General features: G+C 72.2%; 8 protein-coding genes. 3 read left to right on the top strand and 5 right to left on the bottom strand.

The window, feature by feature from the left end; genetic code table 11:
* Positions 1–2 precede the first annotated feature (2 nt).
* Positions 3–1,292, bottom strand: coding sequence for a PVV-CTERM domain-containing choice-of-anchor G protein (locus FHS07_RS02310; RefSeq protein WP_183418295.1), 1,290 nt, complete (start codon positions 1,290–1,292; stop codon positions 3–5).
* 260 nt (positions 1,293–1,552) lie between these two features.
* On the opposite strand from FHS07_RS02310, the gene FHS07_RS02305 reads away from it, so the two are divergent.
* Positions 1,553–3,988 (top strand): helix-turn-helix transcriptional regulator, encoded by a 2,436-nt coding sequence (locus FHS07_RS02305; protein ID WP_183418294.1) that lies wholly within the window; start codon positions 1,553–1,555, stop codon positions 3,986–3,988.
* A gap of 33 nt (positions 3,989–4,021) precedes the next feature.
* Here the strand turns inward: FHS07_RS02305 and FHS07_RS02300 are convergent, their stop codons facing one another.
* Together FHS07_RS02300 and FHS07_RS02295 are read right to left on the bottom strand one after the other, a co-directional pair.
* Positions 4,022–5,740 carry a phospho-sugar mutase gene (locus FHS07_RS02300; protein WP_183419371.1) on the bottom strand — a complete coding sequence of 573 codons (1,719 nt, stop codon included), beginning with the start codon at positions 5,738–5,740 and terminating at the stop codon, positions 4,022–4,024.
* A 53-nt stretch (positions 5,741–5,793) separates the two neighbouring features.
* Positions 5,794–6,627: a purine-nucleoside phosphorylase gene (locus tag FHS07_RS02295; protein WP_183418293.1), complete on the bottom strand. Its 834-nt coding sequence runs from the start codon at positions 6,625–6,627 to the stop codon at positions 5,794–5,796.
* A 113-nt stretch (positions 6,628–6,740) separates the two neighbouring features.
* On the opposite strand from FHS07_RS02295, the gene FHS07_RS02290 reads away from it, so the two are divergent.
* Positions 6,741–8,201: an NAD(P)H-quinone dehydrogenase gene (locus FHS07_RS02290; protein ID WP_183419370.1), complete on the top strand. Its 1,461-nt coding sequence runs from the start codon at positions 6,741–6,743 to the stop codon at positions 8,199–8,201.
* Positions 8,202–9,016: 815 nt separating this feature from the next.
* On the opposite strand, the gene FHS07_RS02285 is transcribed toward FHS07_RS02290, so the two are convergent.
* Both FHS07_RS02285 and FHS07_RS02280 read right to left on the bottom strand, forming a co-directional pair.
* Positions 9,017–10,783 (bottom strand): ATP-binding protein, encoded by a 1,767-nt coding sequence (locus FHS07_RS02285; protein WP_183418292.1) that lies wholly within the window; start codon positions 10,781–10,783, stop codon positions 9,017–9,019.
* Between the two features lie 77 nt (positions 10,784–10,860).
* Positions 10,861–11,508, bottom strand: coding sequence for a Maf family protein (locus FHS07_RS02280; protein WP_183418291.1), 648 nt, complete (start codon positions 11,506–11,508; stop codon positions 10,861–10,863).
* A 181-nt stretch (positions 11,509–11,689) separates the two neighbouring features.
* On the opposite strand from FHS07_RS02280, the gene FHS07_RS02275 reads away from it, so the two are divergent.
* Positions 11,690–12,949 (top strand): class I SAM-dependent RNA methyltransferase, encoded by a 1,260-nt coding sequence (locus FHS07_RS02275; protein WP_183418290.1) that lies wholly within the window; start codon positions 11,690–11,692, stop codon positions 12,947–12,949.
* Positions 12,950–12,992 lie beyond the last annotated feature (43 nt).

Here is a 12,992-nt window from a genome sequence, read left to right as displayed (position 1 = left end):
GATCAGCCCTGGGCCGGTGCGGCAGCGTGCTGGCTGCGACGTCGCAGCATCACCGCGGCGACGATGATGGCGGCGAGACCGAACCCGCCACCGGCGAGTGCCAGCGACTCGGGACCGGCGACGGGAACCGCCAGCTGTCCGGCGTTGGGACCGACCGACGCGGTGGCCAGATCGACCGTCGCGATCGCGCCCGCCGTGCCGAGGCCGACCCGCAGCGCCGTCTGGGTGAAGGTGCCCCCGTCCGTCGACTGCACGTTGACCTGCAGCTGCGCGAGCGCGGTGATGGCGTCGCCGAGCGGGCCCCGGAGGGTGTCGGCCAAGCCGCCGAGCACCGGGTTGATGATGCCTTCCGCGACACCGAGCGCGGTGCCGAGAACGAGACCGGCGAGGCCCAGCTCATCGACGCGGGCCTGAACGGCATCCAGGATCGCGTTGACGTCGTCGGAGATCTGGGTCACCACGGCGGCGGGTACGAACGACAGCAGGTCCGTTCCGGGCGGGAGAGCGTTGATGTCGGCGACCCCCGCAGCGGCGAGCAGGTCGTCCTCGGTCAGCGTGATGGTGCCGGAGGTGAACGGGTTGTCCAGCTCGAGACCGGCGACGGCGGCCGCGGTCAGCAGGGTGTCGATCGCGGGGTTGAGGGTGTTCAGCACGCCCGAGACGAGGGTGCCGCCCACGACGACGCCGACGTCGGCGACGACGTATTGCCCGCTCTGCGTGCCGTCGGTCGTCTGGGTGGCGGATGCCGCGAGCGTTCCGATGTTCACCTGCAGCCCCGCGAGGGCGTCGGCGCCGCCGACCGTGATGCTGGCCGAGTTCTCCGCCGAGGGGTCGCCGACGCTGGAGGGCGTGACGGTGCCGACACCGATGAGGCTCGGTGCCGCCGAGACGGCACCCGAGAACGCCGACGAGCTGCCGTCGTCGTTCGCGCGGGCGTACTGTCCCACCGCGCCGAGCTGGATGATGCCGTTGTCGCCGAAGAGGTTCGTCGAACCCGCCTGCAGTGCGACGAGGCCGGCGATGGCCTCGGCGTCGAGGGGCTGGTCGACGATGACGTCGCCCGAGGCGTCGGTGTTGACGGCGTTCGCACCGCGGAGGGCGACCACAGCGTCGAGGATGTCGGTGCCGAGGAGGGACGTCTGAACGAGACGGCCCGTGCCCTGCGAGACGACGTCCGCGGGGGCGGCGTTCGCCGCCGTGGCGGGGAGGAGGAGTGCTGCGACGACGGCGGTGGCGCCGACGGCGCGCACGGCCCGCCCCGTTCGGGCAGCGACGTGTGGACGAATGGTCATGGATGCCTGCTTCCTTGAAGGCCGCTCACCTTCGAGCCCACCGCGGGCCGGATGGTGCGGTGCAAGGCGAAGTTAGGCGCGGGATCGAGCGTGGACATCCGTGCCCCGTACGGAATCGGACTACTTAGGGGCCACCTGTGAACTCCGTATGCCGCCTCGACTACTGATTCACCCGGCGAAACCTCGGAGTCGACACCGTGTTCGGTGTAGGAACGGATCGGGGCGCGTCCGCAGACGCGAGGAGTACGGGGAGACACGGCATGGGTGCAGGTCGACCACTGGTGGGGCGAACGCGCGAGAAACGGATCGCCGCGGAGGCGTTGCGTGCAAAGCGCAGCGTGCTGCTGAGCGGGCCCGCGCGCAGCGGCCGCTCGCGCCTGCTCGCCGCGATCGTCGAGGCGCAGTCGCGACCGACCTTCGTCGTCGAGACGCGGGCCGGTGTCGTGACCGTGCGCTCGGGGGTCTCCGATCGGCGTGCCCTCGTCGGTGCCGAGGACGTCCGCGACGTGGTCGCGGAGGTCGAGGCTCGCGACGGGATCCTCGTCGTCGATGACATCGACCTGCTTCCGGATGCCGCGGCGGCGGCCCTCATCGACATCGTCGGTGCGTCGGATGCGGTGCTGCTGACCGCACTCGCTCCCCGGCACGAGGTCGCCCGCCGCTCGATCCACCGCTGGGAGCTGCTGCGACCGCTGGTCGAGGACGCCGACCTGCTGACGATCGCGGTGGGACCCCTCACCCTTCCCGAGACTGCCACCCTGGGGAACGCGCTGCGGGAGAGCCGGCACGGGGTCGGACCCGCGGACGACGCGTGGATGATGGCGCTGCATCACCTCAGCGCGGGAAGCCCGGCGCTCGTCGACGAACTGATCGAGGTGGCGGCGGTGCGCGGGCGGATGCACGCGGTGTGCCCGATCGAGCCGTTCGCCGATCTCCTGCCCGGCGGACTCGTGGAAACCCTCACGCGGATGCTGGCGCCTCTCGACGCGCGCGACCGCCGTCTGCTGGGCATCGTGTTCGAGCTCGGCGCGGTACCGCTTCGTCACGTGGGGTCGGTCGTGCCCTCGGACGTACTCGCTCGCCTGCACGACGGGAATCTCGTCGTCGCCTCGGTCGAGGCGGGGTCGGCCGCCGTGAGTCCGCTGCTGGCCCGGGTCGTGCACGAGTCCGCGCCGCGCGACGAGTACCGGGAGGAACGTCGCGACATCGCCCACCGCCTTCTCGACCTCCTCCAGCACGGTGATGCGCTGACCCCCGCCGAGGAGGTGTTCTGCGCGCGGTTCGCCGGGCCCGTCGAGGCGGCCGGACCCCTGGCCGGGCCGCTGGCCGCGGTGCTGCCGCGCGCAGCGCTGTCGCTGGCCCGATCGGGTGTGCCGCGCGATGCCCTGGCGATCATCGCCCGGGTTCTGGACGACGGCCCCGACCTACGCGCCTCGGCCGCGCTGATCCTCGCGCGCATCGCCCTCGAGGACCACACCGAGGCCGAGCTCCTGCTTCGCACTCTTCCGGAGCCGGTCACGGCGGCCGAGCGCGAACTGGCGCTGCACGTGTACGTGCGGACGCTCTGCGCCACGTGCGCAGGGTCGGATGCGGCCCGCGACCGCCTTCAGGCCCTGGTGAGGTGGGCACCCGACGACGGTGAGTGGCGGGTCCGTGTCGAACAGGCGGTGGCGATGCTGTCCCTGCCCAACGGAGCCTCGTTCGCCGAGAGGGCGCTCGGCCCGCAGCCCGTCGATGCGATGCGGCCCGACGCGACGATCCTCGACGACGCCCTCCAGGCGGCGCTCGCCGCGTCGCGCGGAGATGCCGCCCGTGCGCGGGCCCTGCTGCGCGGTCGGCAGGCGACGCACGGCTGGGACGTCGAATCCGATCTCACCGTGTTCCTGCTGCACGCCTACGCGATGCTGATGATCGGCGAAGACCTCGTCGCCATCGAGAGCGGGACGCGGCGCCGCCTGCTGTCGGCGCGGTGGGACGACCGTCAGGACGAAGTCGCCGTCCTCGCCCTTCTGGACGCGTCGGTGCAGCTTCTGCGGAGGCGCCCCGACGTCGCCATCGCCAGTCTGCAGATCCCGCGGATCGCCCCGCCGGAGTCGCTGCGCATCTGGTTCGACGCCATGCGAGCCGTGGCCTTCATCGCGCGGGGCGATCTCGTGCACGCGGCCGAGGCGCTCGAGCGGGTCTACGCGGCCTCGACGGGATGGGCGTGCGGCAGTTTCTCGCTGCTGCGCGAGACGGTGTGCGCCCGCTTCGAGGTGGCGAACCGCCGGTTGGACGCCGCAGCGGCGCGCGCGCATCGAGCGATCGTGCTGGCCGAACGGCGGATGCCGATCCTCCTCCCCTCGCTTCTGAGCATTCTGGCGGACGCCGGTGTCCCCCTCCCGCAGGTCCGTGAGCGTGCCGTGTCGCTGGCGGAGCGATTCGATCTCGCCCCGTTGCGCACGTTCGTGGACGAGCTGCTCGTGGCCGCCCGGGTCGACGCTCAGCCCTCACGGGATCTGTTGACCTCGCGCGAGCGGGAGGTGGTCGATCTCGCCGTGACGGGCGCGTCCAACGCGCAGATCGCCCGCCGTCTCGGTCTGTCGGTGCGCACGGTCGAATCGCACCTGCACCACGCCCGCACGCGCCTGGGGATGAGCCGCCACGAGCGTTTCGGGCAGGACGTCCGCGCGACCCGCCCGCTTGCGCGGCACTGACGGGATCGAGCCCGTCGGGGTCGTCCACCGCCGTCAGCGCACCGCCGCGAGCACCTCCTCGGCGCCGGCGCGGAGCGCCTCGAGGCGGCGGCGGGCCTTCTTGGCCGAGGAGCCGCGCACGTCCAGGTAGAGCTTGAGCTTCGGTTCGGTGCCGCTCGGGCGCACGATGAGGCGCGATCCGCCGTCGAGCCAGACCCGCAGCACGTCGCCGGGCGGCAGACCGTCGACGCCCGTGAGAAGGTCGTCGATCCGCGTGACCGCGACCTCGCCGACCGTTGTGGGCGGGTGAGCGCGGAGGGATGCCATGATCCCGGCGATCTCGCTCACATCGCTGACCCGGATCGAGATCTGGTCGCTCGCGAACGCGCCGAACGTGTCGCGGAACTCCTGCAGCAGGTCGGCGACCGTGCGCCCCTGCCCGCGCGCCTCGGCGGCCATGCCGAGCATCGCCACGGCGGCGGAGATCCCGTCTTTGTCGCGGACGGTGCGGGGGTTCACGAGGTAGCCGAGGGCCTCTTCGAAGCCGAAGACGATGCCCGGCGCCCGCGAGATCCACTTGAAGCCCGTGAGGGTGGAGTGGAAGGCGAGGCCGTAGTGCTCGGCGACCGCCTGGAGCCCGGGCGACGACACGAGCGAGCAGGCGAGGGATGCCGGGGCCCCGGCATCCGCGTCCGGGGCGCCGTGCGACGCGCCATCCGACGAGCCGTTCGGAGTCGCGCCTGCGGAGGCTGCGCCGTCGCGCGCGGCGGCCGCTTCCCGGGCGGCCCGCCACCCGAGCAGCAGGCCGATCTCGTTGCCGGTGAGCCGGCGCCAGCCGCCCTCGGCGTCGGCGTCGGGGATGGCGACGGCGAGGCGGTCGGCATCCGGATCGTTGGCGATGACGAGCTCGGCGCCGGAGGTGCGCGCGGTCTCGAAAGCGAGGTCCATCGCGCCCGGCTCCTCCGGGTTGGGGAAAGCGACGGTGGGGAAGCGCCCGTCGGGCTCGATCTGCGCCTCCACGAGCGTGGGCGCGGGGTACCCGGCCGCAGCCAGCACCCGCGAGACGGTCTCCCATCCCACGCCGTGCATCGCGGTGTAGACCCAGCGCAGTCCCGCAGCGCCGGCGGGGGCCGGGGAGATCGCGGCGGTGGACGCGACGTAGGCCTCGATGAGCGATTCGGGGGCGTTGGCGTATCCGACTGAGCGGGGGAGCACGCTCACGTTGCCCGCGTCGGCGATGTGCTGGATGTGGGCGGCGATCTCCGCGTCGGCGGGCGAGACGATCTGCGCGCCCTCGTCGGCGCCGCCGAGGTAGACCTTGTATCCGTTGTCATCGGGTGGATTGTGGCTGGCGGTGACCATCACGCCGGCATCGGCTCCGAGGTGGCGCACGGCGAAGGCGAGCACAGGGGTCGGCAGCATCCGCGGGAGCAGCACCGCGTTCAGCCCCGCCCCCGCGAAGATCTCGGCCGAGTCGCGCGCGAACACGTCGGAGTTGCGCCGACCGTCGTAGCCGATGACGACGGTCGGGGTCGTCGATCCGGCGCGCTCGCCGAGGAAGGCGGCGAAGCCGGCCGCGGCCTGGGCGACGAGCACCCGGTTCATGCGGTTGGGGCCGGCGCCGAGCGCGCCGCGCAGTCCCGCGGTGCCGAACGCCAGGCGCGTGCTGAAGCGATCGGCGAGGTCGTCGGCCGCTTCGGCATCCCCGTCCTCCACGCGCGCGAGCAGAGCGGACAGCTCGTCGCGGGTCACGGCATCCGGATCCTGCGCCATCCAGGCGCGGGCCGCGTCGACGAACGTGCCGGGAACGTCGGAAGGGTTCTCGCTCACAGCGCGCCGATCACGCGGGCCAGCAGCGCCGAGATGACGGGCTCGGCCTCGCGACCGGCCTCGAGCACCTCCTCATGGCTGAGCGGTGTCTCCTGGATGCCGGCGGCCAGGTTCGTGATCAGCGAGAAGCCGAGGATCTCCATACCCGCCTGGCGTGCGGCGATCGCCTCGAGGGCGGTCGACATCCCGACGATGTGTCCGCCGATGGTCTTGGCCATCTGCACCTCGGCTGGGGTCTCGTAATGCGGCCCGCGGAACTGGCAATAGACGCCCTCGTCGAGCGACGGGTCGATGCTCCGGGCGATGTCGCGCAGACGCGTCGAATACAGGTCGGTGAGGTCGATGAAGGTGGCGCCCTCGAGGGGCGAGTCGGCGGTGAGGTTGATGTGGTCGCTGATGAGCACGGGCTGCCCGGGTTTCCACGTCTCGCGGATGCCGCCGGCGCCGTTCGTCAGGATCATCGTCCGGGCGCCGGTCGCGGCGGCGGTGCGCACACTGTGCACGACCCGGCGCACGCCGTGGTTCTCGTAGTAATGCGTGCGCGCGCCGATGACGAGCACGTTCTTGCCGCCCGGGGTGCGGACGCTGCGGAGCGTTCCGACGTGCCCCTCGAGGGCGGGCTTCGAGAAGCCGACCACCTCGGTGGCGGGGAACGATGCCGTCTCCTCTCCGATGAGCTCGGCGGCGCGCCCCCAACCCGACCCGAGGGTGACGGCGATGTCGTGGTGCGCGACGCCCGAGAGGCGCGCGATGTCGGCCGCTGCGGCCGCGGCGACCTCGAAGGGGTCGACCGCCGGGTCGTCGAGCGGGTGAGAGATGCTGTTGGACATCCCCCCACTCTAGAAACTGCGGGCCGCGCGGGCCAGACGGCGAGCCGCCCCGGCCACACATCGTCTGCGCCGCCGAGTCGGGCGGAGTGGGCGTGGGCCGCCGCGCTGACAGAATGGATGCCATGGTGCAGAGCTTCGAGCGCAAGCAGTCCGTCGCGATCGTCGGCGGCGGCCCCGGCGGGTACGAGGCGGCCCTGTCCGCCGCGCAGCTCGGCGCCGACGTCACCCTCGTGGAGCGTGCGGGCGTCGGCGGCTCCGCCGTCATCACCGACGTGGTCCCCTCCAAGACCCTCATCGCCACGGCCGACGCCGCCGTCGCCATCCGCAACGCCAGCAGCCTGGGCGTGCAGTTGTTCGCCAAGGACGACCGCGGCAAGCCCCTCGCCCCCGAGGTCGCGATCAACCTCGCCGCCGTCAACCAGCGTCTTCTCTCGCTCGCGCGTCAGCAGTCCGACGACATGCGCAGCTCGCTCCTCGAGGCGGGTGTGCGCATCATCTCCGGGCACGGCCGTCTCGACGGCTCGGGTGCGGTGGTCGTCTCGACCGAGGCCGGCGGCACCGACTTCGATCGCGTCGAGGCCGAGACCCTCGTCGTCTCGGTCGGCGCCTCCCCGCGCGAGCTCCCCTCGGCCAAGCCCGACGGCCAGCGCATCCTCACCTGGACCCAGCTCTACACGATGAAGTCCGTGCCCTCGCACCTCATCGTGGTGGGGTCGGGGGTCACGGGCGCGGAGTTCGCGTCGGCCTACATGAACCTCGGCGCCAAGGTCACGCTCGTCTCCAGCCGCGATCAGGTGCTCCCCGGCGAGGATCAGGATGCCGCGGCGGTGCTCGAGCGCGTGTTCCAGCGCGGGGGCATGACGCTGCTGGCGAAGGCCCGTGCCGAGTCGGTCGTCAACACCGGTGACGGCGTTCTCGTCACCCTCGCCGACGGTCGCACGATCGAGGGCAGCCACTGCTTGATGGCGGTCGGTTCGATCCCGAACACGGCCGGCATCGGTCTCGAGCAGGCCGGGGTGCAGATGACCGCGGGCGGCAACATCCGCGTCAACCGGGTCGCGCGCACCTCGGTCCCCAACATCTACGCGGCCGGTGACTGCACGAACTTCGTGCCCCTGGCATCCGTCGCGTCGATGCAGGGACGTCAGGCGATCTTCCACGCGCTCGGCGACATCGTCATCCCCCTCGAGACGCGTCGCATCACGGCCAACATCTTCACCGCCCCCGAGATCGCCACGGTCGGCTTCAGCGAGCAGGACGTCACCGAGGGCCGCATCGCGGGCGTCGTGCGCAAGCTGCCGTTGTCGGCGAACCCGCGCGCGAAGATGCAGGGGATCACGGACGGCTTCGTCAAGCTCATCGCGCGCAAGGGCAGTGGCACCATGATGGGCGGCGTCATCGTCGGCCCCAAGGCGTCGGAGCTGATCTACCCGATCGCGATCGCCGTCGAGCGTCGCCTCACCGTCGATCAGGTCGCCCGCGTCTTCGCCGTCTATCCGTCGTTGACGTCGAGCATCACGGACGCCGCCCGCGCGATGCACATCGTCGACCGCGACGACCCCGGCGAGGACTGAGCCTGCGGATGCCGGCGTCCCCGGCATCCCCTCCTTCCGCCGCTGTGGCGCCGCCGGGTTGTCCTCGCGAGAAACGCGTTCTGCGGGCAGAAACGCGTCGTCGAGGCGTTTCTCCCCGCGGATGCCGTTTCTTGTGCCGTCGCAGCTGACGCGTCGCCGCCGTCGCCGAGCCGCTGCCGTCGCTGAGACGCGCGTCGCGTTGAGCCGGCGTCGCGCTGAGCCGGCGTCGGGTGTCCGCGCGTCGCCGCTGAGCCGGCGTCGCCGCTAAGCCGGCGTCGGGTGTCCGCGCGTCGCCGCTGAGCCGGCGTCGCCGCCGCCGCGTTCCGCCGTGTGCGACCGTCGCGCGCGATCCGGTTCGCGTTGCGCCGGGTTCTGTTCGTGAGAAACGCGATCCGCGGGAGGAAACGCCTCGTCGGGGCGTTTCTTCCGGCGGATGCCGTTTCTCGCGCGGTCCAGCCGCACCGCCGCGCCGCCGCGCCGCGCCGCTGCGCCGCCGCGCCGCGCCGCGCCGTCGCAGCTGACGCGTCGTCGCTGTTGTGGTCTGCGTCGCCGACGTCGCAGCCCCGCGGGTGGTCCCTCTCGGATCGCCGCCGTGCGCGATCCGGTTCGCGTTGCGCCGGGTTCTGTTCGTGAGAAACGCGATCCGCGGGAGGAAACGCCTCGTCGGGGCGTTTCCTCCGGCGGATGCCGTTTCTCGCGCCGTCCGGCCGCACCGCCGCACCGCCGCACCGCCGCGCCGCCGCGCCGCGCCGCGCCGGAACCGACGACGGCGCCGCACCCCGAGGGAGTGCGGCGCCGGACGGACGAGCGAGACGTCAGTTGATCAGCAGCAGCTGGTGACCGGCCGAGACCGTGGTGCCGGCGGTGGCGTCGATACCGGCGACCGTGCCGTCCTTGTGGGCCTGGATGGGCTGCTCCATCTTCATCGCCTCGAGCACGACCACGAGGTCGCCCTTGACGACCTGCTGGCCCTCTTCGACGGCGACCTTGACGATCGTGGCCTGCATCGGCGACTTCACCGCGTCTCCGGTGGCACCGGCCGCGGGCGAAGCCGCGTGCGAACGCCGCAACGGGGGAGCGGCCACGGGGCGGCCCACCGCGGGAGCCGCGGCCGTGATGCGGTCGGGCAGGCTGACTTCGAGGCGCTTGCCGCCGACCTCGACGACCACCGTGTGACGACCGGGGACCACCGCGGGCGGCTCGGGCTCGCCATCCCACGCGGGGATGTCGTTGACGAACTCCGTCTCGATCCAGCGCGTGAAGACGCCGAAGTCGCCGTCTTCGGCGGTGAAGGCGGGGTCGCGCACGACCTTCCGGTGGAAGGGGAGGACGGTGGGCATGCCCGAGACCTCGAACTCGTCGAGCGCGCGGCGCGAACGCTCGAGCGCCTCGGCACGGTCGCGGCCGGTGACGATGATCTTCGCCAGCAACGAGTCGAACGCTCCCGAGACGCTGTCGCCCGCGGTGACGCCGGAGTCGAGACGGATGCCGGGGCCACCGAACGTCTTGAAGACGTGGATGGGGCCGGGCTGAGGCAGGAAGTTCCGGCCCGGGTCCTCGCCGTTGATGCGGAACTCGATCGAGTGACCCACGGGGGCGGGGTCGTCATACCCGAGCTCTTCGCCCTCGGCGAGACGGAACTGCTCGCGCACGAGGTCGAGGCCGGTGACTTCTTCCGAGACGGGGTGCTCGACCTGCAGGCGCGTGTTCACCTCGAGGAACGAGATGGTGCCGTCGGCGCCGATGAGGAACTCGCAGGTGCCCGCACCGACGTAGCCGACCTCCTTGAGGATGGCCTTGGATGCCGAGTACAGCACCGCGTTCTGCTCGTCGCTGAGGAACGGAGCCGGCGCCTCTTCGACCAGCTTCTGGTGGCGGCGCTGCAGCGAGCAGTCGCGGGTCGAGACGACGACGACGTTGCCCGCGGCATCCGCGAGGCACTGGGTCTCGACGTGGCGGGGCTTATCGAGGTACTTCTCGACGAAGCACTCGCCGCGGCCGAAGGCGGCGACGGCCTCGCGCGTGGCGGACTCGAACATCTCGGCGACCTCATCGAGTTCGCGCGCGACCTTCAGGCCGCGTCCACCGCCGCCGTACGCAGCCTTGATGGCGATGGGAAGGCCCACCTGCTCGGCGAAAGCGATGACCTCGTCGGCGCCCGAGACGGGGCCGGGAGTGCCGGGGGCGAGCGGTGCCCCGACCTTCTCGGCGACGTGGCGGGCGGTGACCTTGTCGCCGAGGGCCTCGATGGCATCCGGCGAGGGGCCGATCCACACCAGCCCCGCAGCGATCACGGCACGGGCGAAGTCGGCGTTCTCGGCGAGGAAGCCGTACCCGGGGTGCACCGCGTCGGCGCCGGCGCGGCGAGCGACCGAGAGGATCTTCTCGATCGAGAGGTAGGTGTCGGCGCTGGTGGCGCCGTCGAGGGCGTACGCCTCGTCGGCCAGGCGCGTGTGAAGGGCGTCGCGGTCCTGATCGGCGTAGACGGCGACGGAGGCCTTACCCGAGTCACGGGCGGCTCGGATGACACGGACGGCGATCTCGCCGCGGTTGGCGACAAGGACCTTGGCGATCTTCGGCATCCTCCCAGCCTATCGAGGGGCCACCCCCTCCTTTTGACCCCTCTCGACAAGAAACGCCGAAAAACGTGTGCGGGAGTCTACGAACGATTCCACAGGGCGGTCCACGAGCCCCCGAGCTCCCGCGCGAGTCGGCGTACCGTCGACAACGACATCCCGACCACCGTGGAGGGGTCGCCCTCGACGCGTTCGATGAAGGCGCCGCCGAGGCTGTCGACGGTGAAGGCGCCGGCGACGAGCAGCGGTTCACCGCTCGCGACGTACGCGGCGATCTCGTCGTCGTCCACGTCGGCGGCGAAAGTCACCGACGCCTCGGCGACCGCGTGCGCCTCGGTGGGCTCGGCACCGGGGGAGAGACGGAACACGCTGTGACCCGAGTGCAGGATGCCGGTGCGTCCGCGCATCTGCCGCCACCGCTCGATGGCAGCCTCGGGCGTGTAGGGCTTGCCGAGGATCTCGTCGCCGAGCTCGAACATCGAATCGCCCCCGATGACGAAGCCGTCGAATCCGGGGTCTTCGGCGTGCAGGCGCTTGGCGACGTCTTCGGCTTTGCGTCTCGCCAGCAGCAGCACGTGCTCGGCGGCGGGGAGCCGACGCCCCTCGGCCGCCTCGACCTCGGCGATGACGGCCTCCTCGTCGACCTGCGGGGCACGCGCTTCGGGCTCGATGCCCGCCTGCCGCAGCAGCATGAGACGGGCGGGAGAAGTGGATGCCAAGCACACGCGCATGCGACAACGCTACCCACGCCGCAGGTTCGGGCGCGCGACGGAAGAGCAGTGTCGGTGGCTGAGCCTGCCGGAATCCCCTGGCCGGGGTCGGATGCCCGGTCCCGTCGGCCGGGCTCAGGGTCCGCGGCGTCGCGGCATCCGCCCCCGGCCGTCTCCCGGCCGGATGTGTCAGGCTCGGGGGATGCACGACGGCGACCTCATCGAACTCGACATCACCGGTATCGCCCACGGCGGTGTCTTCGTCGGACGGCACGAGGGGCGCGTGGTGTTCGTGCCCGACACCCTGCCGGGAGAGCGGATCCGCGCCCGGCTCACCGACACCCGCAAGAAGGCGTTCTGGCGCGCCGACGCCATCGAGGTGCTCCAGCCAGCACCCGAGCGGCGACCGCACGTCTGGAACGCCGCGGGCATCGACGTCGACCCCGGCCAGCGCGTCGGCGGGGCCGAGTTCGGTCACATCGAGCTCGCCCACCAGCGCGCGCTGAAGGAGCGGGTCGTCCGCGAGGCGATCGAGCGGGTGGGCCGGCTGGAGCTGCCGGTCGACGTTCGCGCCGCGGGCACCCCCGAGCAGGGCGAATCGGTCGACGGCACGGGCTGGCGCACCCGCGTCAGCCTGCACGTCGACGCCGACGGTCGCGTCGGCGCGTTCGCCGCCCGCACGCACCGCATCGTCGAAACGCCCGACCTGCCCCTCGCGACCGACGCCGTCGCGCGAGCCGCCGCCGAACTCGGATCCGGTGCGCAACCCGGTCGCATCGACCTCGTGCAGCCGGCCGACGGACGCGTGCGGGTGCTGCCGCGCCCGGACGGATCGCGTCCGAGCGGGCCGCCCGAGGTCGTGGAAGAACGCGTCGGCGACCGGGTGTTCCGCGTCGATGCGGGCGGGTTCTGGCAGGTCCACCGGCTCGCTGCGCGCACGTTGACCTCGGTCGTGTCGAGCGAGCTCACGGCATCCCTCGGCGGACTCGACCCCGAGGCGACGCACCTCGACCTCTACGGTGGCGTCGGCCTGTTCGCGGCGACCCTCGGCGAGCTGGGCGGGACGGGCACGCGGGTGGTCAGCGTGGAGTCCGATCCCCGCGCGACCGAGCACGCCGGCGAGAACCTCGTCGAGTGGGTCGGTGCCCGTGCCGAGACAGCGCGCGTCGACCGCTACATCGGGCGCCTGGCGGCCGACGCGTCCGATCGGGAGCGCGAGCGGCTGGCCCGTGGCGTCATCCTGCTCGATCCGCCCCGCGCCGGGGCCGGAGCGCAGGTCGTCGAGGGCATCGCCACGCTGTCGCCGGCGGCGGTGGTGTACGTCGCCTGCGACCCGGTCGCCCTCGCCCGCGACCTCGCCACCTTCGCCGAGCGCGGTTATCGGGCGCATGACGGCATCCGCGGGATCGACCTGTTCCCGAACTCGCACCACGTCGAGGCCGTCGCGGTCCTGCGTCGCTGAGCCTCGGAGGCCTGAGTTCTCCCGCATCGGCGGGGGCGGCGTG

The sequence above is a fragment of the Microbacterium proteolyticum genome, from assembly GCF_014192415.1.
Classification (GTDB): Bacteria; Actinomycetota; Actinomycetes; order Actinomycetales; family Microbacteriaceae; genus Microbacterium; species Microbacterium proteolyticum.
Note: the sequence above shows the minus strand (reverse complement) of the source record. Positions and strands in the feature narration are given on the sequence as shown.